The 24,501-nt window shown below is 61.5% G+C and carries 23 protein-coding genes and 1 pseudogene; 12 read left to right on the plus strand and 12 right to left on the minus strand.

All coding sequences use genetic code 11. The annotated features are described in order from the left end of the window. Positions 1–53: 53 nt before the first annotated feature. The 4 genes from HB680_RS14995 to HB680_RS15010 are packed head-to-tail and all read left to right on the plus strand — an operon-like array spanning position 54 to position 6,019. Complete coding sequence (locus tag HB680_RS14995; RefSeq protein WP_213939402.1) at positions 54–1,319, plus strand: TolC family protein; 1,266 nt, start codon at positions 54–56, stop codon at positions 1,317–1,319. After that, on the plus strand, positions 1,300–2,529 hold the full coding sequence (locus HB680_RS15000; RefSeq protein WP_213939504.1) for an efflux RND transporter periplasmic adaptor subunit: 1,230 nt from the start codon (positions 1,300–1,302) through the stop codon (positions 2,527–2,529). Before HB680_RS14995 ends, HB680_RS15000 begins: the two co-directional genes overlap by 20 nt. Continuing rightward, positions 2,526–5,684: an efflux RND transporter permease subunit gene (locus HB680_RS15005; protein WP_213939403.1), complete on the plus strand. Its 3,159-nt coding sequence runs from the start codon at positions 2,526–2,528 to the stop codon at positions 5,682–5,684. Before HB680_RS15000 ends, HB680_RS15005 begins: the two co-directional genes overlap by 4 nt. Continuing rightward, positions 5,681–6,019 carry a copper-binding protein gene (locus HB680_RS15010; protein ID WP_213939404.1) on the plus strand — a complete coding sequence of 113 codons (339 nt, stop codon included), beginning with the start codon at positions 5,681–5,683 and terminating at the stop codon, positions 6,017–6,019. Before HB680_RS15005 ends, HB680_RS15010 begins: the two co-directional genes overlap by 4 nt. A 52-nt stretch (positions 6,020–6,071) precedes the next feature. Here the strand turns inward: HB680_RS15010 and HB680_RS15015 are convergent, their stop codons facing one another. Together HB680_RS15015 and HB680_RS15020 are read right to left on the minus strand one after the other, a co-directional pair. Beyond that, the gene (locus tag HB680_RS15015; protein WP_213939405.1) at positions 6,072–6,770 is read right to left on the minus strand and encodes a dienelactone hydrolase family protein; all 699 of its coding nucleotides are present in this window, start codon (positions 6,768–6,770) and stop codon (positions 6,072–6,074) included. A gap of 55 nt (positions 6,771–6,825) precedes the next feature. After that, on the minus strand, positions 6,826–7,341 hold the full coding sequence (locus tag HB680_RS15020) for a DoxX family protein (RefSeq protein ID WP_213939406.1): 516 nt from the start codon (positions 7,339–7,341) through the stop codon (positions 6,826–6,828). Positions 7,342–7,536: 195 nt separating this feature from the next. Here HB680_RS15020 and HB680_RS32800 point away from each other — a divergent pair. Beyond that, a pseudogene (locus HB680_RS32800) lies at positions 7,537–7,626 on the plus strand (ABC transporter ATP-binding protein); the annotation flags it as partial. Positions 7,627–7,631: 5 nt separating this feature from the next. On the opposite strand, the gene HB680_RS15025 reads toward HB680_RS32800, so the two are convergent. Next, positions 7,632–8,255: a ferric reductase-like transmembrane domain-containing protein gene (locus HB680_RS15025; protein WP_213939407.1), complete on the minus strand. Its 624-nt coding sequence runs from the start codon at positions 8,253–8,255 to the stop codon at positions 7,632–7,634. 208 nt (positions 8,256–8,463) lie between these two features. On the opposite strand from HB680_RS15025, the gene glsB reads away from it, so the two are divergent. The 3 genes from glsB (at position 8,464) to HB680_RS15040 (ending at position 11,303) form a co-directional block, all read left to right on the plus strand. Next, positions 8,464–9,372, plus strand: a complete 909-nt coding sequence (glsB, locus tag HB680_RS15030; protein ID WP_213939408.1) for a glutaminase B — start codon at positions 8,464–8,466, stop codon at positions 9,370–9,372. A 77-nt stretch (positions 9,373–9,449) separates the two neighbouring features. Next, positions 9,450–10,952 carry an aldehyde dehydrogenase family protein gene (locus tag HB680_RS15035; protein WP_213939409.1) on the plus strand — a complete coding sequence of 501 codons (1,503 nt, stop codon included), beginning with the start codon at positions 9,450–9,452 and terminating at the stop codon, positions 10,950–10,952. Between the two features lie 60 nt (positions 10,953–11,012). Further along, positions 11,013–11,303, plus strand: a complete 291-nt coding sequence (locus HB680_RS15040; protein ID WP_213939410.1) for a BON domain-containing protein — start codon at positions 11,013–11,015, stop codon at positions 11,301–11,303. A 9-nt stretch (positions 11,304–11,312) separates the two neighbouring features. On the opposite strand, the gene HB680_RS15045 is transcribed toward HB680_RS15040, so the two are convergent. Beyond that, positions 11,313–12,209 carry a DMT family transporter gene (locus HB680_RS15045; protein WP_213939411.1) on the minus strand — a complete coding sequence of 299 codons (897 nt, stop codon included), beginning with the start codon at positions 12,207–12,209 and terminating at the stop codon, positions 11,313–11,315. A gap of 87 nt (positions 12,210–12,296) precedes the next feature. Between HB680_RS15045 and HB680_RS15050 the strand changes: the two genes are divergently transcribed. Beyond that, positions 12,297–13,628 (plus strand): PLP-dependent aminotransferase family protein, encoded by a 1,332-nt coding sequence (locus HB680_RS15050; protein ID WP_213939412.1) that lies wholly within the window; start codon positions 12,297–12,299, stop codon positions 13,626–13,628. Between the two features lie 3 nt (positions 13,629–13,631). On the opposite strand, the gene HB680_RS15055 is transcribed toward HB680_RS15050, so the two are convergent. From HB680_RS15055 to cynS, 3 genes are all read right to left on the minus strand, one after another. Continuing rightward, a complete protein-coding gene (locus tag HB680_RS15055; protein ID WP_213939413.1) occupies positions 13,632–14,291 on the minus strand; it encodes a carbonic anhydrase in 660 nt (219 codons plus the stop codon). A gap of 34 nt (positions 14,292–14,325) precedes the next feature. Further along, positions 14,326–14,562 (minus strand): DUF2790 domain-containing protein, encoded by a 237-nt coding sequence (locus HB680_RS15060; protein WP_213939414.1) that lies wholly within the window; start codon positions 14,560–14,562, stop codon positions 14,326–14,328. Between the two features lie 79 nt (positions 14,563–14,641). Continuing rightward, a complete protein-coding gene (gene cynS / locus HB680_RS15065; protein ID WP_213939415.1) occupies positions 14,642–15,109 on the minus strand; it encodes a cyanase in 468 nt (155 codons plus the stop codon). A gap of 124 nt (positions 15,110–15,233) precedes the next feature. Between cynS and cynR the strand changes: the two genes are divergently transcribed. Further along, positions 15,234–16,115: a transcriptional regulator CynR gene (cynR, locus tag HB680_RS15070; RefSeq protein WP_213939416.1), complete on the plus strand. Its 882-nt coding sequence runs from the start codon at positions 15,234–15,236 to the stop codon at positions 16,113–16,115. Positions 16,116–16,316: 201 nt separating this feature from the next. Here cynR and HB680_RS15075 read toward each other — a convergent pair whose 3' ends face one another. The 5 genes from HB680_RS15075 to HB680_RS15095 all read right to left on the minus strand — a co-directional run bounded on the left by HB680_RS15075 (position 16,317) and on the right by HB680_RS15095 (position 21,817). Beyond that, positions 16,317–16,646 carry a hypothetical protein gene (locus HB680_RS15075; RefSeq protein ID WP_213939417.1) on the minus strand — a complete coding sequence of 110 codons (330 nt, stop codon included), beginning with the start codon at positions 16,644–16,646 and terminating at the stop codon, positions 16,317–16,319. 494 nt (positions 16,647–17,140) lie between these two features. After that, entirely contained in the window at positions 17,141–17,659 is a 519-nt protein-coding gene (locus HB680_RS15080; RefSeq protein WP_213939418.1) for a GNAT family N-acetyltransferase, read from the minus strand. Between the two features lie 228 nt (positions 17,660–17,887). Then, positions 17,888–18,517 carry a glutathione S-transferase gene (locus HB680_RS15085; protein WP_213939419.1) on the minus strand — a complete coding sequence of 210 codons (630 nt, stop codon included), beginning with the start codon at positions 18,515–18,517 and terminating at the stop codon, positions 17,888–17,890. Between the two features lie 78 nt (positions 18,518–18,595). Continuing rightward, positions 18,596–20,545 carry a DNA topoisomerase III gene (locus HB680_RS15090; RefSeq protein WP_213939420.1) on the minus strand — a complete coding sequence of 650 codons (1,950 nt, stop codon included), beginning with the start codon at positions 20,543–20,545 and terminating at the stop codon, positions 18,596–18,598. Positions 20,546–20,917: 372 nt separating this feature from the next. After that, a complete protein-coding gene (locus tag HB680_RS15095) occupies positions 20,918–21,817 on the minus strand; it encodes an AraC family transcriptional regulator (RefSeq protein ID WP_213939505.1) in 900 nt (299 codons plus the stop codon). Between the two features lie 208 nt (positions 21,818–22,025). Here HB680_RS15095 and HB680_RS15100 point away from each other — a divergent pair, with 208 nt between their 5' ends. After that, positions 22,026–22,859 carry an oxidoreductase gene (locus HB680_RS15100; RefSeq protein ID WP_213939421.1) on the plus strand — a complete coding sequence of 278 codons (834 nt, stop codon included), beginning with the start codon at positions 22,026–22,028 and terminating at the stop codon, positions 22,857–22,859. 150 nt (positions 22,860–23,009) lie between these two features. Continuing rightward, the gene (locus tag HB680_RS15105; protein WP_213939422.1) at positions 23,010–24,419 is read left to right on the plus strand and encodes a serralysin family metalloprotease; all 1,410 of its coding nucleotides are present in this window, start codon (positions 23,010–23,012) and stop codon (positions 24,417–24,419) included. Positions 24,420–24,501: the final 82 nt, after the last annotated feature.

A 24,501-nucleotide genomic window follows, 5' to 3' on the forward strand; every position in this document is an offset into this window, starting at 1 on the left:
CGTTGCTGTGCGCTTTGAAAAGCGCGCGGTGGATCCTTACAGGAATCATGAACATGAACTCCATGTGCTCTCGCACAGGGTGGCCACTTGCGGCTGCCTTGGCGGCTAGCGTACTGGCTTTGCCGTGCGTCGCTGCCCCGTTGACCCTTGATGAAGCCTTACGGCTGGCCGACAACAACGCGCCATCGCTCACCGCCCAGGCGGACAAACTCCAGGCCGCCAGAAGCGCCGCGATCCCGGCCGGCGAATTACCCGACCCGAAGCTGTTGCTGGGCGTGCAGAACTTTCCCGTCGGCGGCCCCGATCGCGGAACCCTGGATCACGATTTCATGACCATGCAAATGGTCGGCGTGATGCAGGAAATGCCCAGCCGTGACAAGCGCCGGGCGCGCACCGAAGTCGCCGAGGCCGCGGTTGATCTGGCGGCAGCCCAAGGGCGGGTTGAACGCCTGAACGTGCGCCAGGCCACGGCGCTGGCCTGGATCGGCAGCTATTCCGTGGAACTCAAGCAGGCCTTGTTTGAGCAGTTCTACCGCGAGAATCGCTTACTGAGCGACACCGTCCGCGCGCAGATCGCCAGCGGTCGCGCCCAACCGGCGGATGCCGTCACACCGAAGCAGGAAGCCGCGCAACTGGAAGAACAGCAAGATCAGTTGCAACTCGAACGTGTCCAGGCCCGCGCCGCCCTGAAACGCTGGATCGGCCCGGCCGCCAATCAACCCCCCACCGGTAATTGGCCGCAATGGCCCATCGATACCCTGGGTTACAGCCACAAGCTTCAGCATCACCCTGTCCTGGCCGCGTTCGGCCCGATGACCCGTGAAGCCCAGGCCAAAGTCCGTGAAGCCGAAGCCGACAAAACCGCCGACTGGAGTTGGGAACTCGACTACCAGAAGCGTGGGCGCGAGTTCGGCGACATGGTCAGCGTGCAGTTCACCTTCGACCTGCCGTTGTTCCCCGAGACCCGGCAAAACCCGAAGATCGCCGCCCGGCACGCCGAGCTCAATCAACTGGAAGCCGAGCGCGAAGCGCAACTGCGTGAACACACCGAGCAACTGGAAACCCAAATGGCGGATTACCAACGCCTGGACCGCGCCGTGCGGCGAACCCAGGACAGCCTGTTGCCGCTGGCCAAGGAGAAAGCCGAACTGACCCTGGCTAGTTACCGCGCCGGTAAAAGCGATGTGTCGGCGGTGGTCGCTGCCCGACGTGAACTGATCGAAGCACGACTGACGCAGATCGACATCAATGAACAGAAAGCGCTGACCAGTGCTCGGCTGTATTTCGCCTATGGGGAGGCTGCCAATGAGACTTTCTAAAGGCGTTCTGTGGATTGGTTTGGCGCTGGTGTCAGGAGGGGCAGGTGGCTTTTGGCTGGCTCACAAACCTGAAACGGTCGCGCCGATGGCCATCGCTCAGGACCAGCGCAAGGCCCTGTACTGGTACGACCCGATGTACCCGCAGCAGAAATTCGACAAACCCGGCAAGTCGCCCTTCATGGACATGGAATTGGTGCCGCGTTACGCCGACAGCGCGACAGACACGGCCGCAATCCAGATCGACCCGAGCGTGACCCAGAACCTGGGCATTCGCCTGGCGACGGTCACTCGCAGTGTCCAGGCCTCCAGCTTCGACGCGGCCGGGGTGCTGGGCTACAACGAGCGCGAAGTGGCGGTGATTCAGGCGCGCGCAGCGGGGTTTGTCGAGCGGGTGTACGCCTTGGCGCCGGGGGATGTGCTCAAGGCTGGCGCGCCGTTGGCGGACATTCTGGTGCCGGAATGGGCAGCGGCTCAGGAGGAGTTTCTGGCGCTCAAGCGCATGGGCGACGCCGGACTGCTGGCCGCGGCACGCCAGCGCTTGCGACTGACCGGGATGCCGGCGGCGTTGATTGCTCAGGTCGAGCGCAGCGGCAAGGTGCAACTGAACCAGACCCTCACCACGCCGATTGCCGGTGCCTTGCAGGAGTTGAATGTACGCAATGGCATGACCGTGGCCGTCGGCGAAACCCTGGCTCGGGTCAATGGCTTGGGCAGCGTCTGGCTGGCAGTGGCAATACCGGAATCCCTCGCCGGATCAGTCCGGGTCGGTCAGACCGTCGAGGCGAGGCTGGTGCCGTACCCGGACGCCATTCTGCGCGGTACGGTCAGCGCGATCCTGCCGCAAACCACGGCCGACAGCCGCACCGTCAGCGTGCGGGTGGAACTGCGCAATCCCGACGGCCGCTTGCGCCCCGGCCTGACGGTGCAGGTGCGGTTGAACAGTGACACAGGGCAATCGGTGCTGTGGGTGCCGAGCGAAGCGTTGATCCGCACCGGCAAACGGGTGCTGGTGATGCTCGCCGAGGAGGGCGGGCGCTACCGTCCGGTGGAGGTGCAGGCCGGGGCGGAAAACGCAGGCCAGACCGCCGTGCTCAAGGGCTTGGAGGAGGGGCAGCAGGTCGTCAGCTCGGGGCAGTTTTTGCTCGACTCCGACGCCAGCCTCAAAGGAATCGTCGCCCAACCCCTGGACAACACCGGGGGGCAGCCATGATTGCCGCGCTGATCCGTTGGTCCGTGGCCAACCGTTTCCTGGTGCTGCTGGCGACCCTGTTCGTCGCGGCCTGGGGCGTGTGGTCGATTCAAAGTACGCCCATCGATGCGCTGCCGGACCTCTCCGATGTGCAGGTGATCATTCGCACGCCCTACGCCGGCCAGGCACCGCAAATTGTCGAGAATCAGGTGACCTATCCGCTGGCCACCACCCTGTTGTCGGTGCCGGGAGCGAAGACGGTTCGCGGTTATTCGTTCTTCGGCGACAGCTTTGTCTACGTGTTGTTCGAGGACGGCACCGACCTGTACTGGGCGCGCTCCCGGGTGCTGGAGTCGTTGAGTCAGGTCCAGAGTCGCCTGCCCGCCAGCGCGAAACCGGCGTTGGGGCCGGACGCCACCGGGGTCGGCTGGATCTATCAGTACGCCTTGGTGGATCGCAGTGGTGGGCATGACTTGGCGCAGTTGCGGGCACTGCAGGACTGGTTCCTCAAGTTCGAGCTCAAGACCCTGCCCAACGTCGCCGAAGTCGCCACGGTCGGCGGCATGGTCAAGCAGTATCAGGTGCAGCTCGATCCACTGAAAATGGCCAGCCTGGGGATCACGCAAACCCAAGTGACCGACGCCATCGGCAAGGCCAACCAGGAAACCGGCGGCGCCGTGCTGGAGATGGCGGAGAGCGAATTCATCGTGCGCGCTTCCGGCTACCTGAAGACCCTCGATGACTTTCGCGCCATTCCCCTCAAGCTCGGGGCCGGCAGCGTCCCCGTGACCCTCGGCGATGTGGCAACGATTCAACGGGGTCCGGAAATGCGTCGTGGCATCACCGAACTCGACGGCCAGGGCGAAACCGTCGGTGGGGTGGTGATCCTGCGCAGCGGCAAGAATGCCCGTGAAACCATTGCCGCGGTCAAGACCAAGCTCGACCAACTCAAAAGCAGCCTGCCGCCCGGCGTGGAGATCGTCACCACCTACGACCGCAGCAAGTTGATCGACCGCGCCGTGGAAAACCTCAGCCACAAACTGATCGAGGAGTTCATTGTCGTCGCACTGGTCTGCGGGATCTTCCTCTGGCATCTGCGCTCGGCGCTGGTGGCGATCATTTCGCTGCCGGTGGGGGTGTTGATTGCGTTCATCGTCATGCGTCATCAGGGGATCAACGCCAACATCATGTCCCTGGGCGGGATTGCAATTGCCATCGGCGCCATGGTCGATGCCGCGGTGGTGATGATCGAGAACGCCCACAAGAAGATCGAGGCCTGGCACCGTCATCATCCAGGGGAAGAGCTGAAGGGCGAGCGGCATTGGCAGGTCATGACCGACGCAGCGGTGGAGGTCGGGCCGGCGCTGTTTTTCTGCCTGTTGATTATCACGCTGTCGTTCATTCCGGTGTTCACCCTGGAGGCGCAGGAAGGGCGGCTGTTCGGCCCGCTGGCGTTCACCAAGACCTATGCGATGGCGGCGGCCGCAGGGTTGGCGGTGACGCTGGTGCCGGTGTTGATGGGCTACTGGATTCGCGGACGGATCCCGGATGAGCAGCATAACCCGTTGAACCGTTGGCTGATCAAGGTCTACCAACCGGCGCTGGACGCGGTGCTGCGCTGGCCGAAAGTCACCCTGCTGGTGGCGCTGCTGGTGTTCGTCAGTTCGCTATGGCCGATGTCGCGCCTGGGTGGTGAGTTCCTGCCACCCTTGGACGAAGGCGACTTGCTCTACATGCCGTCGGCGCTGCCGGGGTTGTCGGCACGCAAAGCTGCGCAATTGCTGCAACAGACGGATCGGCTGATCAAGACTGTGCCGGAAGTCGAGCACGTGTCCGGCAAGGCCGGTCGCGCCGAAACCGCCACCGACCCCGCGCCGCTGGAGATGTTCGAGACCACGATCCAGTTCAAGCCCAAGGATCAATGGCGCCCGGGCATGACTTCGGAAAAACTCGTGGAAGAACTGGATCGAGTGGTCCGCGTGCCGGGGCTGACCAACCTCTGGATCCCGCCGATCCGCAACCGTATCGACATGCTCGCCACCGGCATCAAGAGCCCGATCGGGGTCAAGGTTGCCGGCAACGATTTGACGCAGATCGATGCCGTCACCCAGGCGGTCGAACGCGCGTCCAAAGAGGTGCCAGGTGTCACTTCGGCGCTGGCCGAGCGCTTGAGCGGCGGGCGCTACATCGATGTCGGTATCGACCGTCAGGCGGCCGCGCGCTACGGGCTGAACATTGCCGATGTGCAAGCCATCGTCGCCGGGGCCATCGGCGGTGAAAACGTCGGCGAAACCATCGAAGGTCGGGCGCGCTTTCCGATCAACGTGCGTTACCCAAGGGAGTGGCGGGACTCGGTGGGTGAACTGGAGCAACTGCCGATCTCCACGCCGTTGGGTAGCCTGATCACCCTCGGCACGGTGGCGCGGGTCAAGGTCACGAATGGCCCGCCCATGCTCAAGAGCGAAAACGCGCGACCGTCCGGTTGGGTGTACATCGATGTACGCGGGCGCGATATTGCCTCGGTGGTCGCCGACCTGCGCCGGGTGGTCGGTGAGCAGGTCAAATTGCAGCCGGGCATGAGCCTGAGCTATTCCGGGCAGTTCGAGTTTCTGGAACGGGCCAACGCCCGGCTCAAACTGGTGGTGCCGGCCACGCTGCTGATCATCTTTGTGCTGCTGTACCTGACCTTCGCCCGATTCGACGAGGCGTTGCTGATCATGGCCACGCTGCCTTTCGCACTGGCGGGCGGCGCGTGGTTCCTCTATGGGCTGGGGTTCAATTTGTCGGTGGCCACCGGTGTCGGCTTCATTGCCTTGGCCGGGGTGTCTGCCGAGTTTGGCGTGATCATGCTGCTGTACCTGAAGAACGCCTGGGCCGAGCGCGAAGACGCTGGCGACCGTACCGATTCGGGGTTGGTCGCGGCCATTCGCGAAGGCGCCGTGCAGCGGGTTCGCCCCAAGGCCATGACCGTGGCCGTGATCATCGCCGGGCTGTTGCCGATCCTGCTGGGCAGCGGTGCCGGCAGCGAAGTCATGAGCCGCATCGCCGCGCCCATGGTCGGCGGCATGGTCACCGCGCCGTTGTTATCCCTGTTCGTCATTCCGGCAGCGTATCGCTTGATGCGCCGCCGTCAGCTGTCTGTTCAACCCACCCTCACTGAAGGAAATATCCAATGAAACTGAGTTTGATTGCTGTCGCCAGTACTGTCGTTGCGCTGTCTTTTGCTGCCTATGCGGAGGACATGTCGGGAATGAAGATGGACGCCGCACCGATGACCCAGCAAGCCCCGGTGGCCAGGGCCGCCGGCACCATCAAGGCCATCGACGGCGAGAAACACACGGTCACCATCGCCCACGGCGCGGTGCCGGTGGTGCAGTGGCCGCCGATGACCATGGGCTTTCGGGCCACCGAGGCGCAATTGGCCGGGGTGAAGGTCGGGGATTCGGTTAATTTCGAGTTCCAACTGGCGGGATCGACGGCGACGCTGGTGTCGATTGATGTAGCGAAGTAGCAATCAAATCACCAGCGGCGCGAACCGGGTTCGCGTCGCTGGTTTGTCGGTTTTACAGCTCCATACCCAGGAAAATCAGGGTATTGCCATGGGCCTCAACGGCCGCACGCTGGTTGTAGCTGTCGCGGTGGGAGCAGTTGAAGCCATGTTCGGCCTCCGGATACACCACGATCTCCACGTTGTCGTTGGTGTCGAAACGCTCGGCGATTTTCTCCACGGCTTCCAATGAGATGTGGCTGTCCGCTTCACCGAAGTGCATCAGTAATGGCACCTGGATTTCATCGGCACGCTCCAGTTGGTTCTGGATGCCACCGCCGTAGTAGGCGATGGCCACGTCGACGAAACCGTTGGCGGCGGTGTGGTACGACAGCAGGCCGCCAAAGCAATAACCGATCGACGCGATGCCGCCATCCAGGCCCGGCTGGGCTTGCAGGGCATCGATGGCCAGTTTGATGTCGGCCTGTGCCGCGTTCACGTCGGTGGCGTTCATCAACTCGACCGCACGTTTCCAGCCGGCTTCGTCGTAGGTCAATTCGATGCGCGGGCCGCTGCGCCAGAACAGGTCCGGTGCGATCACCAGGTAACCGTCGGCGGCATATTGCTCGGCGACCGAGCGGATGTGTTCGTTAACGCCGAAGATCTCCTGGATCAACACAATCCCCGGACCCTTCTGGGTATGGGGAATCGCCAGGTAAGCGCCGAATTTACCGTCGGGGCTGTCGATTTCGATCCATTGGGTGGTCACGCTCATGGTGGCTCCTGTCTTCGTCAGTGAGGGGGAGGTTGCAGGTTATAAAGCGAGTGTGTCAGTCATTGTGACGACGCCAGAACAAACGGGCCAGCAATGCATCAAGGCTGAGTTTTCCAGCGCCCGCCAGCAACAGAGGCATCAGGGCCGCGAGGTAGATCAGTGGCAGCTTGAAGTTGCCGTGTCCTTTGTTAGTGATGGCGTAGCCCTGGGCAAGTTCACTCAATGTAGACCAATCGGCTGGCCAATGAACAGCCGCCGTTGCGACGACCGTCACCACGATCAGGATGATGGCCGACACCCGCGTGCCCAGGCCGACCAGCAGCGCAAGGGCGCAGATCAGCTCGGCCCACATCGACAATTCCCAGTTCAGCGTGGCGGGTACGTGGTTGAACGGAAACGGGAACGCATCCTGAATGTCGGCGAACCAGTTCTCGCCGTTCCATTTCTCCAGGCCCGACTCGAAAAACTCCCAGGCGAGGAAGATGCGCAACGTCAGCGGCGCAATCCAGTTGCCGGCACGGTCGAGGTTCAGGTGCAGGCCTTTGACGGCCGAAGACAGTGAAGTGTTCATGGGCTTGATCTCCGTTGAGGGCTTTGATCGGCGGGGCCAATCGACAGGGTTATTTGATCAAGCGGGTGTATCTGCGGTGTGTCGCGGGGGCGGGGTTTTGAAGCCTTGGTGTGTCTGGGGCGGGGTTGTACACACTCAGATACATAGCCAGACGCAGAATCTCCATACACCAAAAATCCCCCTGTGGGAGCGGGCTTGCTCGCGAAAGCGGTGTGTCAGTCAACATCATTGCTGGCTGACACACCGCTTTCGCGAGCAAGCCCGCTCCCACAGGGGATCAGTGGTGGATTTCAGCTGTAGGCAACCCGCTGACTACGCTTGTTCTTCACCGCCCATTTCCCCACCAACCGCAGCGCAATCGCCGCGCACATCATCCCGAAGGGCAGCACATACCAGGCACTCATCGGAATCCGCTTGAAGTTGGAATACGTAAACACCGCCGCAATCACCCACATGCCCGTGACGTGCAGGGCTTTCCAGGCTTTGGCGCCGATCACCCGTGTGGTGGTTTTGAACGAAGTCAGCGCCATCAACAGGATAAACAGATAACCCACCGACCCCGGAATGTTGCCCACCGTGGTGCGTCCCGGCCAGAACTCAGGATTCAGTTGCCCATAGCTATAAATCAACACCGCATGCACCAGGTGCGAAAACGCAAAGGCGAGGCCGATAAACCGCCGTTCGCGCACCAGGGATTTGGTGAAAGGCGAGGGCACCAGCACGGCGAAGGCCGAGGCGAGGAACGCCGCGAGAAACAGCGCAAACGAGGTCCGGGCCGTGGCGCGGATGGCGCTGCGGGTGGCTTCCACCAGATCGGGGTTGAGCACCAGGATCAGGCCAGTCATCAGCAGCACCAGCAAGGACAGCAGACCAAACAGCGACCAGCCGTGATAACGCGGAATTGAGGTATTCATAACAACGCTCCGAAACAAGGGCCGACCAGGGTCGGCAGACAACCTGAGTGTTCCAGCGCGGTGTGTTGGCGATATGTCCTGAAAGCCTCTTGATGTATCAGGACCGGCGCCAGATACATTCCTCTACAAAACTGTGATCCGCCCTGCGCCAACGGCGTCTAGCGACTGTGTCCCCGCAAACCCATGGGGCGAGACTTCGGAACCCGGCATGCAAGCGCTGTTGAACGAGATTCTTGACGCAGTTCGTCCCCTGATCGGCCAGGGCAAGGTGGCTGACTACATTCCCGCCCTCGGCACCGTGCCGGCCAACCAATTGGGCATTGCCGTGTATGGCAATGACGGCGAGTTGTATTGCGCCGGCGACGCGCAGACGCTGTTCTCGGTACAGAGTATTTCCAAGGTGTTCAGCCTGGTGCAGGCCATCGACCACTCCGGCGAAGCGATCTGGGAACGCCTCGGCCACGAGCCGTCTGGCCAGCCGTTCAACTCCCTGGTGCAACTGGAATTCGAGCGCGGCCGCCCACGCAATCCGTTCATCAACGCCGGGGCGCTGGTGATCTGCGACATCAACCAGTCGCGCTTCGCCGCGCCAGCCCTGTCGATGCGTGACTTTGTCCGGCGTCTGTCGGGCAATCCGCAAGTGATGGTGGACGGCAAAGTCGCCGACTCCGAATACCAGCACCGCGCGCGCAACGCGGCCATGGCGTACCTGATGCAATCCTTCGGTAACTTCCACAACGACGTCGAAGCCGTGTTGCGCAGCTATTTCAGCCACTGCGCTTTGCGCATGAGTTGCGTCGACCTGGCGCGCGCCTTCTGTTTCCTGGCCAACGACGGTTTCTGCAAACACAGCGGCGAACAAATCCTTACCGCGCGCCAGACTCAGCAAGTCAATTCGATCATGGCCACCAGCGGCCTCTACGACGAAGCGGGCAACTTCGCCTACCGTGTCGGCCTGCCGGGCAAAAGTGGCGTCGGTGGCGGGATTGTCGCGGTGGTGCCGGGGCAGTTCACCGTGTGCGTGTGGTCGCCGGAACTGAACGCGGCCGGCAACTCGCTGGCGGGCATGGCGGCGCTGGAGTTGTTGAGCCAGCGGATTGGCTGGTCGGTGTTCTGACGGGGCGTTGGTAATGACGGTTCGGGAAAATTGCTATACATTTTTCCGCCCGCCCCCCTGCATGGTGAAACCGCTTCATGTCTCTTGCGCTCGAACGTCTAGTCGCTGGCACGCCGATCCCTTTCGCTGGTAACCGCGTCACTGTGGTCAGCCCCGAACTGGCGGCGCGCTTCCAGCCCGGTGACCATTTGCTGGTCGAGCAAGTCAGCGGCGAGTTGCTGTTGATTCCGGTGGTGGATCAGCAAGCGGCGAGCGTGGCAATCGAGCGTGCGCAAGCGGCGTTCAACGCGATGTCGGTGGTGTCGGATGAAGCCATCAGCCAGTTCTTCGACCTGTTCGCCCAGCGTCTGGAACCCCCCGAAACCTGGGCCTTGATCGAGGCCGCCAACCTGGCCGACATCGAACGCGCCAAGGCTCGCGGGCGTTCCACCACGCGGTTGCTGGCTGACGAACGCATGCGTCGCGACATGATCGCCGGCCTGCGGGCCTGGCGCGATGCGCCGGCCACCCGTGGCAAAGTGATCAGTTGTGTCGAGCATGACGGCTGGAAAGTCGAGCAAGTGGTGTCGCCGCTGGGCATTGTCGCGTTCGTCTTCGAAGGCCGGCCGAATGTGTTTGCCGACGCCGCTGGCGTATTGCGCACCGGTAACACGGCGGTGCTGCGCATTGGCAGTGACGCGTTGGGCACCGCGCAAGCCATCGTCACCCACGCCTTGAACCCGGCGCTGGCCGATGCCGGATTACCAACCGGTGCGGTGTCGCTGGTGGAAAGCATCAATCACGCCGCCGGTTGGGCGATGTTTGCCGACCGACGTCTGTCGCTGGCCGTGGCCCGGGGTTCGGGTCGCGCGGTCAGTCAATTGGGCAGCATCGCCCAACAGGCCGGTACCGCCGTCAGCCTGCACGGCACCGGTGGCGCCTGGCTGATTGCCGATAAAAGCGCCGACGCCCCGCGTTTTGCCGCCGTGGTGCGCAACTCCCTGGACCGCAAAGTCTGCAACACCCTGAATGTTTGCCTGATCCAGCGCGAGCGCGCCGCTGAACTGGTGCCGCTGTTTCTTGAGGCCTTGCAACAGGCTGGCACTGCTCGTGGTCAGGGCTGCAAATTGCACATCGTCGAGGGCAGTGAGGCGTATTTGCCGAGCGATTGGCAGGGCGCCACGGTCGAGGTCTACCGCGCCGAAGGCTACGTCACCGAAGCCCTGGCCGAGCCGCTGGCGCAAGATCAATTGGGCCGCGAGTGGGAGTGGGAAGAAACCCCGGAAGTCAGCCTGAAAATCGTCGACGACCTCGACCAGGCCATCGCGCTGTTCAATCGCTACAGCCCGCAGTTCACTGTGTCGCTGATCAGCGAAGAAGCGGCGGCGCATGAACGTTTCTACAACGCGGTGAATGCGCCGTTTGTCGGCAATGGCATCACCCGTTGGGTCGACGGCCAGTACGCGCTGAACAAGCCGGAACTGGGGCTTTCGAACTGGGAAAGCGGTCGCCTGTTCGCGCGCAGTGCGATTCTGTCGGGGGATGGTGTGTTCACCGTCCGCAGCCGCATGACCCAGACTGATTTGTCGGTCAAACGCTGAGCCCCTGGGACCGCACTATACTTATCGGGTGTCTGTCTTTGCGTAATGGAGGTTTGCACCATGAAACTTCATTCCTTTGAGCATTACTCCCATGACCTGGCCATGGCCGCTCGCGACTCGTGGACGACCGCGAGGGTGAAATCGGCCCTGACCCGGGCCGATCCCAACTTTGGCTTGCATATCCATGTCAAAACCCATGGCGGCGCGGTGGCGTTGAGCGGCATGGTCGATACCCACCGCCAGTGTGACCAGGCGATTGAAGTGACCCGTTCGGTCCAGGGTGTCGTCGACGTCGAGGCCAATGCCTTGCGCACGCATGTGTTCAAGCCTGGCAGCTTCGACGATCAATAAATCTGGCGGTCAGCGGGAAAACTTTCGCGCCCCGGCCACACACAGGATCACCGCAACGGTGACCCCCAGCATCCCCGGGCTGACCTGCTCGTGCAGCAGTGTGGCCGCCAGCGCCAGGCCAAAGAACGGTTGCAGCAACTGAAGCTGGCCCACGGCGGCAATCCCGCCTTGGGCCAGTCCGCGATACCAGAACACGAAACCGATCAACATGCTGAACAGCGACACATACGCCAGGCTCAGCCAGGCTGGCGTGCTGATCGTCGAAAACGACGCGGGCAGCCGCCACCAAGTCAGTGCCGCCATCACCGGCAACGACACCAGCAACGCCCAGCAAATCACCTGCCAGCCACCCAGTGTCCGGGACAGTTTTGCCCCTTCGGCATAACCGAGCCCGCACACGATGACCGCCAGTAGCATCAACAGATCGCCGGTGGGCGAGGCGGTCAAACCCTGGGATACGGCAAACCCGATCACCAGCAAACTGCCGAGAATCGAGAACAACCAGAACGCCGGTTTCGGGCGCTCGCCACCGCGCAGCACACCGAACACGGCGGTCGCCAGCGGCAACAGGCCGATAAACACGATGGAGTGCGCGGAGGTCACGTATTGCAGGGCCAGCGCGGTTAACAGCGGAAACCCGACGACCACCCCCAGCGCGACGATAATCAGCGGTACAAGTTGATGGCGCGCCGGGCGCTTTTCCTTGAACAACCACAATAGGCACAGAGCGAGAATCCCTGCGATGGTCGCTCGCGCCATGGTCAAAAATACAGGATCGAATTGCAGCACCGCCACCCGCGTCGCCGGCAGCGAGCCGCTGAAGATCACCACGCCGATCAGTCCATTGATCCAGCCGCGAGTGCTGTTTTCCAGCGACGGATTATTCAGCTTCGAAGTACGTTCCATGGCGGGTCTCGTCAGGTCGGGTTGCTTTCAGCGCATCCTATGACCGAAGATCAAGACAATCAAAAAATTGTCATGGATACATTTCCGATGCCCCGCTCCCGGTACAAGTCGTTGGTCGATACTTTTGCCGCCGATATCCGTTCAGGCCGATTGCCACCCGGCACGCGTTTGCCGACCCATCGTCAACTGGCGAATACGCAAGGTCTGGCGCTGGTCACGGCCAGTCGGGTCTATGCCGAGCTGGAGGCCATGGGGCTGGTCAGTGGCGAAACCGGGCGCGGTACGTTTGTCCGCGAGACTTCGCTGCCACCCAGTCTGGGCGTGCACCAGCCCAGTGTGGTCGCGGGGATGCGCGATCTGAATTTCAACTATCCGGCGCTGCCGGGGCAGGCTGATCTGTTGCGCATGGCCTTGCGCCAACTGGCGTTGTCCGGTGATCTGGAATCCCACTTGCGCTACCAGCCTCACGCCGGGCGCCTGCATGAGCGGGCCTCGGGGGCGCGGCATCTGCTGACACGCGGGCTGACGGTGGCGGCGGAACAAGTGGTGATTGTCAGCGGCGCCCAGCACGGCTTGGCGGTGACGATGATGGCGCTGCTGCAACCCGGCGACGTAATCGCCGCCGACGCCCTGACCTATCCGGGGTTCAAGGTGCTGGCCGAGACGCTGCATCTGGAAGTGGTGCCGATTCCGGTCACGGATACCGGGCCTGATCTCGCCGCTCTGGAAAAACTTTGCCGCAGCCGTTCGGTTCGCGCCGTCTACAGCATGCCGACCCTGCATAACCCGCTGGGCTGGGTGATGCCGACCGATCAGCGCGAGCATCTGGTGGCGATTGCGCGCCAACATGATTTGCTGATTATTGAGGATGCCGCTTACGCGTTTCTGGCTGAAGCGCCACCGCCACCCTTGGCTGAATGGGCGCCCGAAAGGACGGTTTACGTTTCCGGGTTATCCAAGAGTATTGCGACGGGGTTGCGCGTCGGTTTCGTCGCCGCGCCGTTGGCCATGCTGCCGGCGCTGGAGCGCACGATCCGGGCCACCACCTGGAACACGCCGGGGGTGATGACCGCGATTGCCACCGCTTGGCTGGACGATGGCACCGTGACCCTGCTGGAAGCGCAAAAACGCGCGGATGCCCAGGCCCGGCAGGCGGTGGTCGACGAGGTGCTGGCGGGTTGGCACTATGTGCGTCACCCGTCGTCCTACTTTGTGTGGCTGCCCTTGTCGGAAGAGGCCAGGGCGGATCAGATTGCCGTGGCGTTGCTGCATGAGCAGGTGTCAGTGTCGACCGCCGAACCGTTTGCGACCTCGGTCCATGTCCCCCATGCGATCCGGTTGGCGCTGGGCTCGGTGGACATGGACGCTCTTCGTCTGGCGCTGATAAAAGTGAAGCAGGTGGTCGGGGCTTACTTTTAGCGCTCAGGCGACTTGCGCGGCCTTCGCGTAAACCGCGCAGGTGGTCGGGTGCTCGATCAGCGAGACGAAGCTGCGGCTGTCAGCGTCCAGCGCATCGATCGAACCGGTTTCGATGTCGTACACCCAGCCATGCAGGTTCAACTGACCTTTTTCCTGAGCCAGACGCACACTTGGGTGAGTCTGGATATTCGCCAGTTGCGCGATCACGTTTTCGCGCACCATCGAACTGACCTTGGCCGCTTCATTGGCGTGAGGCCGCGATTCGTTGATCACCTTCGCCGACTCAGCATGTTGCAACCAGCCGCTGACGGCTGGCAGGTGATCCATGCATTTGCACTTGGCCACGGCGGTCATGGCGCCGCAATCCGAATGGCCGCAGATCACGATATCAGTGACGCCCAGTACCGCGACCGCATATTCGACTGTCGCCGACACACCGCCCGGATGCGGGCTGTAGGATGGCACGATATTGCCGGCGTTGCGGATCACGAACAGCTCACCGGGCTCTTGCTGGGTCAGCAATTCCGGTACGACGCGACTGTCGGAGCAGGTGATGAACAACGTGCCGGGGTGCTGGGTGGTGGCCAGGTGTTTGAACAGGTCGGTGCGTTGCGGGAAGGCTTCGTTCTGGAACTTCAAAAAACCGTCGATGAGCGCTTTCATGGGTGCTTCCTCATAAGTGATGAACAGTGGCGACTCAGTTCGAGCAGCCGGTGCCGAATTCGCTGTACTGCAAAATGTGCGTGGCGCCTTTCGAGTCGAGGTACGTCATCTCTACCGGCGACGGGCCGCAGACATCGGCGACCGGGGTAATATTCACGACTTGGGCGATGTCCAGGTCCATGCCGTAGTGGTAGGCGACGGCGCTGTCCTGGGCTTGAGCCTGGGTCGCCAGACCGGCAATCAGCGACAGTGCGAGCAGAATTTTTTGCATGGGGCAGCCTCCAGGTGAATTGGGTGAGCAGAGTGGTTTGGGTGGTTGGCCCGCACGTTGAGTGCGGGCCGGTACTGATTTAGAAAGGACGCAGTGGCAGGAACTTGCCGTCCAGGGTGATCACGGCGCGGGAGCCGCCTTCCGGGTCTTCGACTTTCTTCATGTCGAGCTTGAAGTTGATCGCACTGATGATGCCGTCGCCGAATTGCTCATGAACCAGGGCTTTGAGCGTGGTGCCATAGATCTGGATCATTTCGTAGAAGCGGTAAATGGTCGGGTCGGTTGGCACACCCGACAGGCTGCCGCGCAGCGGGATGATTTGCAGACGGGCGATGCTGTCGGCGTCCAGATCCAGTTTCTCGCCGACCACTTTGGCGGCGGCTTCCGGCAGCGGGTGCTGGCCGAGCAGGGCGGCGGTGACGTAGGCCAGGCCCAGGCCGGTACCGTCGGTCAGGTCCTGCCAGGACAGGTTTTTGCGCGCCTTGGCGTCGAGAATCGAAGTGGTCAGGGCCAGACTCTGATCGTTGTAAGCGTGGGACTGTTGCATGGTGTGACTCCTTTATCGGATTGGGTTGTTGCTGTGTGTGGAGCAATCTTCTGCCGATTAATCCATAGCGTCCAAGATCGATATACAATGCCGAGCATAAGCACAGCCTATAGACGGTGTTCCGATGCTGCTCCGACATCTGCGTTACCTGATCGCCGTCGCCGACCACGGCGGCTTCACCCGCGCCGCCGAAGCGCTGCACGTTTCCCAACCGACCCTGTCCCAGCAGATCCGGCAACTGGAAGAAACTCTGGGCGTGAGCCTGTTCGACCGCACGTCGCGCACGGTCAAACCCACCGATGCCGGCGAGGCCTACATCGAGTGCGCCAGGCGGGTGCTGGTGGAACTGGAGGCAGGCAAGCGTGCGTTGCACGACGTGAAGGACTTGTCCCGTGGCTCCTTGCGCCTGGCCATGACGCCGACGTTTATGGCGTACCTGGTGGGGCCGCTGGTGCGCGATTACGTGGCGCGATTCCCGAATATCCATCTGGAGATTTTCGAGTTGTCCATGGATGACATCGAGGCCGGGTTGGCGGACGACTCACTCGACATCGCCATCGCTTTTACGCCGGTTCGTAATCCTGAGATCGAGTGCATTCCGGCGTTTGTCGAGACGCTGGGGGTGATGGTCGGGCGTGATCATCCGCTGTACGAAAGCCAGGCCACGCTGGCGCCGAGCGAAGTGGCGCAACTGGAATTCGCGTTGCTGGCGCCGGAGTTCATTACCCGATCGTCCATCGACGAATATTTCCGCCAGCAAGGCATCACGCCCAAAGTGGTGATCGAGGTGAATTCGGTGAGCACGCTGCTGGAGGTGATTCGGCATACGGCGGTGGCGACGATTTTGCCGGAGGCGATTGCGACTGAAGATCGGGCGTTGCGCAGAATTGCGGTGCAGGGTGAGGCGCCCAAGCGAGGGGCGGCGTTGTTGCGGCGGCGCAATAACTACCACAGTGCGGCGGCGTTGGCGTTTGTGGAGGCGGTGTTGGGTCGCGATTTCTCTTAATCACCACAAGTCTCCTGTGGGAGCGGGCTTGCTCGCGAAGGCGTCGTGCCAGTCAGCCTTTATGTCAACTGACACACCGCATTCGCGAGCAAGCCCGCTCCCACAGGATTGTTTATGGTGTTAACAAGTCTTGTGTGAAATCTCAGGCATAAAAAAGGGCCTGCTCCAGTTAATGGGAGCAGGCCCTTTTTTCAATCTTACTCAGTAGAACCGATCAATCACCCGAACTTCGTTCTGGTTCTGCAGCGATGCCCACGCCTGTTTCAGAGTTTGCAGAACATTACCCATGAAGTCCTTGTCGGCTGCGGCCTTCTTGCCGACATAACCCTGGCCGCGACGGTACATCTTCAGGCGGGCCAGCAGGTCCTGGTGGTTCTGGTCGAACTCTGTTTCGTGAGCATGGGGCGACAGGCTGTCGATATGCACCTGGCCCGACTTGCTGATCCACAGGATATGGCTGTCGTGGCTGTCTTTCTGAGCAGCGAACATACGAGCCAGTTCATCGATAGTAGGTTGATTGTTCAGATTCATAGTAAGCCCCTTGACCATTTGGTGATCTTTCAAAGTTGATTCGCTAATACAAGTAGCCCATCGGTTAGTTGATCCCTGGCACCGAAACCAGGACGTCAGCGGTCAGCCGTCGAATTGACGGGGTCTCGCGTCTGCTGCATGTAGTCGTGTTGAATAACTGCTACGCAATAGCGTCACAACGAAGAGAAGCGGCGAAAACCTGGAGGCCACTGCCGACGTTTTCAGGGTCGGCCACAAGCTTCATGAGAACGTTTCGCCAGCATTTCTCGTCCTTGTACTGGACGTTCGGGCCAGGTCAGCTTCTTCAATCTGCCTTGTGGGCAGCGTGTATCCGGGAAAAACAGCTCGGCGGTCAGACGAGCTTGCTCAAACATGTTGCCTGGACTCCCGATCGGGGAGACGTCTGCATCATGCAAGGGCAAATCGACGGCGTCAACGGTTATGTAGTGATTATTTTTAGTCACTACATATTGTCGGACAAAGTGGTTTTGGAATTAGGAACGGTGTGCTGGAGGGCTTTGGGGCGGTCTTTCAAAGCGATAGAGCGTGCACGGATAGCCGCTCACCGCCAGTTGATGCGTGGTGAACTCACCTTGGGTCAGAGCGGGGATCACATGGGCCCAAAACAACCGCGCAGGCTGGTTCGCATCGATGTGGAAAATTTGCCACTGACCGGGCAACCGGCTCAAGAGGGCAGAGACGACAAACTTCGCGACGCCTTGGCCACGAAAGCGTCGGCTGACAAAAAAGTAGCCAATGTTGAATTCGGCGTCGGCAACGTGAATGTCATCATCGACGGTCACAAACCCGGCCAGTTCGCCATCGACCCTGATCAAGAACGGGCGCGTGGCCGGTTGCTGCCAGTAACCCGGTTTAGGCTGGATGTTGAATAAACCCTGCTCGCCCAGTTTCAACGGCAACCATTCGCTGAAGTCGTACACGTAGAACTGCATCAGGTTTTCAATGGTTTCCAGCTCATCGCGATGGGCGGCATGCAATTCGATTCGAGACATGGCGGGAGCGCTCTGGTAAGGCCTGATAGTTGTAGCAGCTGCCGAGGCACGAGGCTGCGTTCGGCTCTGTAGCAGCTGCCGAGGTACGAGGCTGCGTTCGGCTGCGAAGCAGTCGTGAAACCTGAGCACGCGGTCTTTCTGACGCACCGCGCCGCCTGATTTCACGGCTGCTGCGCAGCCGAACGCAGCCTCGTGCCTCGGCAGCTGCTACAGAGCCGGGCGCAGGCTTCAGTGGGGCGCGAAGTCGTATTTGCCACCGGTTTTCAACGCTGCGGCATAGGCCGGACGTGCCTGGAAGCGTTCAATCCACGCGGCGATATGAGGATAGTCACGCAACTTGCCTTGGGCCCGGGCGATCTCGCCGATAAAACTCATCTCGATATCGGCGGCGCTGAATTCATCGCCCAACAGGTAATCGGACTGGCTCAGTGCGGCGTCGAGGTAGCTCAGGTAATTGGCCACTTCCGAGTTGATTCGCGGATGTAGCGGCGCGCCGGCCTCACCCAACTTGCCCACGTACAGATTCAACATCAGCGGCAGCATCGCCGAGCCTTCGGCGAAGTGCAGCCACTGTACGTATTGATCGTAGGCGGCGGTGGATGGGTCAGGTTGCAGGCGACCCTGGCCGTGACGGCGAATCAGGTAGTCGATGATCGCGGCGGATTCGATCAGCTTCTGCGCGCCGTCCTCGATCACCGGCGATTTGCCCAAAGCATCGATGGCTTTCAATTCCGGCGGCGCGAGATTGGTTTTCGGGTCGCGCTGATAGAGCTTCAGTTCGTAGGGGATGGCCAGTTCTTCCAGCAGCCAGAGAATGCGCTGGGAGCGGGAGTTGTTCAGGTGATGGACGATGATCATGGTCGGTGCCTTTTCAGAAAGTGGGGCGATCGCCGGGCTTGAGCAACACTAGACCATTCGTGGCTGGCCGAAGTGCCCTCAAGCTTTACTCGCCGGTTTGGCCGCGCGTTTAGTGCCGGTCGCGGGCTTGCGCGGGGCGGTCTTGCGTTTTTTCTTCCATGGTGTGGCGCCTCGACCGGCCGGGCTTGCCGGCCCGCTGATGGTCATGCTCAGGCCCGCACAACGGGCGACTTGCTTGCTCATCCATGCCGCTTGCTTGGTGACGAATTCTTCCAGGCTCATTTCGCCGCTTTGCACCATGTCCAAGGCCTGTTCCCAGATTGCGGTGGTGCCAGGGTCAGCAATGGCTCGCGGTACGGCGTCGATCAGGCTGAACGCGGCCGGCGTGGCGGCCAACGCTTTGCCATTTTTCACCAGATAACCACGATCGAGCAGGCCCTGGATGATCGAGGCGCGGGTCGCTTCGGTGCCGATTCCGGTGGTGTCCTTGAGTTTCTGCTTGAGCAGCGGGTCTTCCACCAGTTTGGCGACGTTCTTCATCGCCTTGATCAGATCGCCTTCGGTGAACGGCTTGGGCGGTTGGGTCCAGAGATCCTTGAGTTTGACGTCATCTACCGCGTAATCGCGTCCTTCGGCCAATGCCGGCAGGGTTTGCGGTGCTGGCGCCTCACGCCCCTTGGCCGGCGCCAACGCTTCGGGCAAGGCACGTTTCCAGCCAGGTTCGACGATCTGCTTGCCCACGGCGCGCAAGGCTTCACCAGCACAATCGAAGTCGGCCTGGGTGCGGTCGTATTCGTGGTTAGGCAGGAACTGCGCCAGGTAACGCGCACGAATCAGGGTGTAAACCGCCCGTTGCTTGCCCACCAGTCGCTCAAGGTTTTTTGCTGCTGCGGTGGGGATGATGCCGTGGTGAGCACTGACCTTGGCGTCGTTCCAGGCCCGGGAACGCCGCTGCGGCTCCAGATGCTCGTTCAAGGCGTTCAGACTTGGGTCGGCCTGGCGCAGCGCGGCGAGAATGCCCGGGGCTTCGCTGTGCTGGCTCAGGGGCAGGTAGCCGCAATCACTGCGCGGGTAGGTGATGACTTTGTGGGTTTCGTAGAGGGCCTGGGCGATGTCGAGGGTTTCCTGGGCGCCGAGGCCGAGTTTCTTCGAGCAGACTTCCTGCAAGGTGCCCAGGTCGAACGGCAACGGCGCGATTTCACGCATACGCTCGGTGCGCAGCTTGATCACCCGGGCGCTCGTCGCACTGCTCATTGACGCCACCGCTTGTTGCGCCAGGGCCTGATTCAAACAGCGATCCTGATCGTCGCAGGCATCGGAAGGCGCACGCCACTGCGCCGTGAACGCCGTGCCGTCATGCAGCAATTGCACGTCGATGGCCCAATAGGCGACGGGGACGAAATCGGCAATGCTGCGATCCCGGTCCACCACCAACCGCAAGGTCGGCGTTTGCACGCGGCCCACCGGCAAAACCCCTTGGTAACCGGACTGTCGCCCAAGCAGAGTGAACAGACGGCTCATGTTCATCCCGATCAGCCAGTCGGCCCGAGAGCGGCCCAGCGCCGAGTGATAGAGGCTGAACGTCTCCGCCCCCGGCTTGAGCGCCGCCAACGCTTTGCGGATCGAGGCATCGTCGAGTGCCGAGAGCCACAACCGCCGGATCGGCCCCCGATAACGGCAATGCTCCACCAGTTCCCGGGCGATCATTTCGCCTTCGCGGTCGGCGTCGGTGGCGATCACCAGTTCAGTGGCCTCGCCGAGCAAGCGTTTGACCGCTTTGTATTGGCTGGCGGTGCGCGGTTTGACCGTCATCTTCCATTTGTCGGGAATGATCGGCAGGTCCGCCAGCACCCAGCGCTTGTAGCGCGCGTCATAGGCATCCGGCGGTGCGGTTTCCAGCAGATGGCCGATGCACCAGGTCACCGTGACGTTCGTTCCCAGCCAGCAACCGTCGCCCCGGCGCTTGGCGCCGAGCACTGCGGCGATGTCTTTGGCCTGGGAAGGTTTTTCACAGAGGTACAGCTGCATAACCACCATCGTTCAAGTCGGTTTGAAGAAGGTGAACAGAATGCGCAGGGATTTTGATTGGAGCAACCTTTATCTGTATGGATATACAGATAAAAGGTTGCCGATGATGACTGAAGCAGGACAACGGTGGGAGCGGCGGAGCAACGATTCGACTTGCTCGCGAAAGCGGTGTGCCTGGCGACAGGGATGCTGAATATGCGGGCCTCTTCGCGGGCAAGCCACGCTCCCACAATGGATGGGGGGTGTTTGTGGAGGGTGTGCTTGGCGCAGTTTTAGTGTGGGAGCGGGCTTGCTCGCGAAGGCGGTGTGTCTGGCGACAGGGATGTTGAATGTGCCGGCCTTTTCGCGAGCAGGCGCGCTCCCACGCTGGCCTCAATGCGACGACACAAACACCGAATTCTCCACCGGCGGCGGCAGTGCAAATGCGCCTTTCATCCGCGCCACTTCATCGGTGGGCGTTCGGCCAAACAGTCTTTTGAACTCGCGACTGAACTGAGAGCCGCTTTCATACCCGACGTCGGAGGCGGCCATCGACACGCTGTAGCCATTGCGCACCATCAACAGCCGGGCCTGGTGCAGGCGGGTGGATTTCAGGTACTGCATCGGCGAGGTGTGGGTGATGGCTTTGAAGTGCGCGTGAAAGGTCGGCACGCTCATGTTCGCCTCCGAGGCCAGTTGTTCGACGTCGAGCCGTTCGCCAAGGCTGGCGTGCATTTTGCGCAGGGCCAGGGAGATTCGGCCGAAGCGGCCGCGGGCGGTGAGGGCGGCGCGCATCGAGCCGCCCTGGGCGCCGGTGAGGATCCGGTAATAAATTTCCCGCACCAGCGACGGCCCAAGAATGCGCCCATCCAGCGGCGAGTCCAGGGCTTCCAGCAGACGCAACACCGATTGGCTCAGGCGTGGCTCCATCGGCGAGGCATACATGCCTTTGGGCTCGGCGGTGGGCGCGTCGTCGAGTTGCAACATCAGGGCGGCGGCGAGGTTGAAGTCCAGGTGAAAATAGATCGCCAGTAGCGGTTCCTCAGCGCTGGCGTCGGTTTCCATGGTGAACGGCACGGGCACGGCAACCGCCAGATAGTGCTGAGCGTCATAGAGGTAAGTCGCGTCGCCCCAATACCCGCGTTTGCTGCCCTGGCAGACGATGACAATGCCCGGATCATAGAGCACCGGCGTGCGCGCCAGCGCCCGGTTGGAGCGCAACAAGCGCACATCAGCCAATGCCGTCAGGTTGTAACCCTCGTTCGGCGCGAGTTTCCCCAGCAGCGCGATCATCCGTTGCTGGTCATCGTTTTGATCAACCCTTGAAGCGCCCACATGCCTTTCCCATTCAATATCACTGGGACTGAATGTGAACCGCTGCGCGACGCAAAGCAATCGGCTCATAGGATTAGGCAAAACACCCACAGTAATTGGCGTTCAGCCGTCACCGCTGCCTCCCTATCATGATCAACAACTTCACAACCCACGGCGGAACACGACCATGTCGGCAAACAAAACCCTCTTCATCACCGGCGTCAGCAGCGGCTTCGGCCGGGCCCTGGCCAACGAAGCCCTGGCCGCAGGGCATCGGGTGATCGGCACTGTGCGCAATGAAACGGCGCGCATCGAGTTTGAACAGCACCCCTCGAAAAACGCATTCGGCCGGTGCCTGGACGTCACCGATTTCACCGCCATCGATGCCGTCGTCGCCGAGGTCGAAAACACCCTCGGGCCGGTGGATGTCTTGGTCAACAACGCCGGTTATGGCCACGAAGGTATTTTCGAAGAATCGGCGCTGGAAGAGATGCGCCAGCAGTTCGACGTCAATGTGTTCGGCGCCGTAGCCGTGACCAAAGCCTTCGTACCGTTTTTCCGCCAGCGTCGGGCCGGGCACATCATCAACATCACCTCCATGGGCGGCTTCATCACCATGCCCGGCATCGCCTATTACTGCGGCAGCAAGTTTGCTCTGGAAGGCATTTCCGACACCTTGAGCAAAGAACTCAAACCGTTCGGCATCGCCGTCACCGCGGTGGCACCGGGCTCGTTTCGCACCGACTGGGCCGGGCGCTCGATGCGCCGCTCCGAACGCAGCATTGCCGACTATGACGCCACTTTCGACCCGATCCGCACCGCGCGCCAGAACAAGAGCGGCAAGCAGTTGGGCGACCCGCTGAGAGCCGCTCGCGCCATGCTCACCCTGATCGCCAGCGACGCACCGCCCGCGCATTTATTGCTGGGTAGCGATGCGCTGCAACTGGTGCGCGAACGGTTAGCGAACATGGCGCAGGAGATCGATGGCTGGGAGGCGGTGACGCGCTCCACCGATGGTTGAACCCTGCAGCTATCGAGAAATTGATTAGCGCCACGTTTCAAGCTGTGTCAGTTTCACCGCGCCTGTAATGGGGCGAGTGACAGGACGATCTCGCCAAGGGATCGCCGTGGTCTGTCGGAAACTGACTACTTTTGAACAAGGACGTAAGCAATGTCTCAAGCAAAATCCCGGGCCAGTGACGCCTACTCGACAGTCGATACGTTCAGCCATGTGTACGACCGTGGCGGCAGCGTTTTGGTGAACGGCAAGCCGTCGTTCACCGCCGATCAGGCGGCGGACCAGATCCTGCGCAAAGGCGCGTCCTGGCACGACCAGAACAGCGACGGCAAGATCGACCTGAGTTACACCTTCCTCACCGCGAAACCGGCGAACTACGACCCGGCCCTTGGCACGTTCAGTGAATTCAGCGCCCAGCAAAAAGCCCAGGCCGTGCTGGCGATGCAATCCTGGTCGGACGTGGCCAATGTCACCTTCAGCGAAGGCACCGGCCGCGACGGTCACATGACCTTCGGCAACTACAGCAACAACACCGGCGGCGCGGCGTTCGCTTATCTGCCCCAGGGCAGCCAGTACGACGGCCAGTCCTGGTACATGATCAACGACCAATACCAGGTCAACAAAACCCCGGACACCAACAACTACGGGCGCCAGACCCTGACCCACGAAATCGGCCACACCCTGGGCCTGTCGCACCCCGGCGTGTACAACGCCGGCAACGGCAACCCGACCTACAACGACGTGACCTACGCCCAGGACACCCGTGGCTACAGCCTCATGAGTTACTGGAGCGAAAGCAACACGCACCAGAACTTCAGCAAGGACGGCAGCGGCGCCTACGCCTCGGCCCCGTTGCTGGACGACATCGTTGCCGTGCAGAAACTCTACGGTGCCAACCTGGACACCCGCGCCAGCGATACGGTCTACGGCTTCAATTCCAATGCCGAAAGGGATTTCTACAGCGCCACGTCGGCGGCCTCGAAAGTGGTGTTTTCGGTGTGGGACGGCGGTGGTAACGACACCCTGGATTTCTCCGGTTTCAGCCAGAACCAGAAGATCAACCTCAACGCCGGTTCGTTCTCCGACGTCGGCGGTCTGGTCGGCAACGTCTCCATCGCTCATGGCGTGACCATGGAGAACGCCGTGGCGGGTTCGGGCAATGATCTGCTGCTCGGCAACGCGGTGGAGAACAGTCTGGAAGGCGGGGCCGGTAACGACATCCTTTACGGCGCTGGTGGCGGTGATTCGTTGTGGGGCGGGGCCGGGGCGGACACCTTTGTGTTTGGTGCGGCCAGTGATTCGACCATGACCGCGCCGGACTGGATCATGGATTTCACCAGTGGACAGGACAAAATCGACCTGTCGGGCATCGCCCAATTTGCCTCGGGCGCGGCGACGCTGAATTTCGTCAGCGGATTTACCGGGCATGCGGGCGATGCGATCCTGACGTACTTTGCGCAGACCAACCAGACCAGTTTGATGGTGGATCTGACCGGGCATGGCGCGGTGAATTTTGCGGTGGGGACGGTGGGGCAGGCGGCGGTGACGGATATCGTGGCTTGATTTGAAAAAAGGCTGGATCAAAAGATCGCAGCCTTCGGCAGCTCCTACGCGCCTGTGGGCGCCGCCGAAGCCTGCGATCTTT

It is taken from the genome of Pseudomonas sp. dw_612 (assembly GCF_018449725.1).
Lineage (GTDB): Bacteria > Pseudomonadota > Gammaproteobacteria > Pseudomonadales > Pseudomonadaceae > Aquipseudomonas.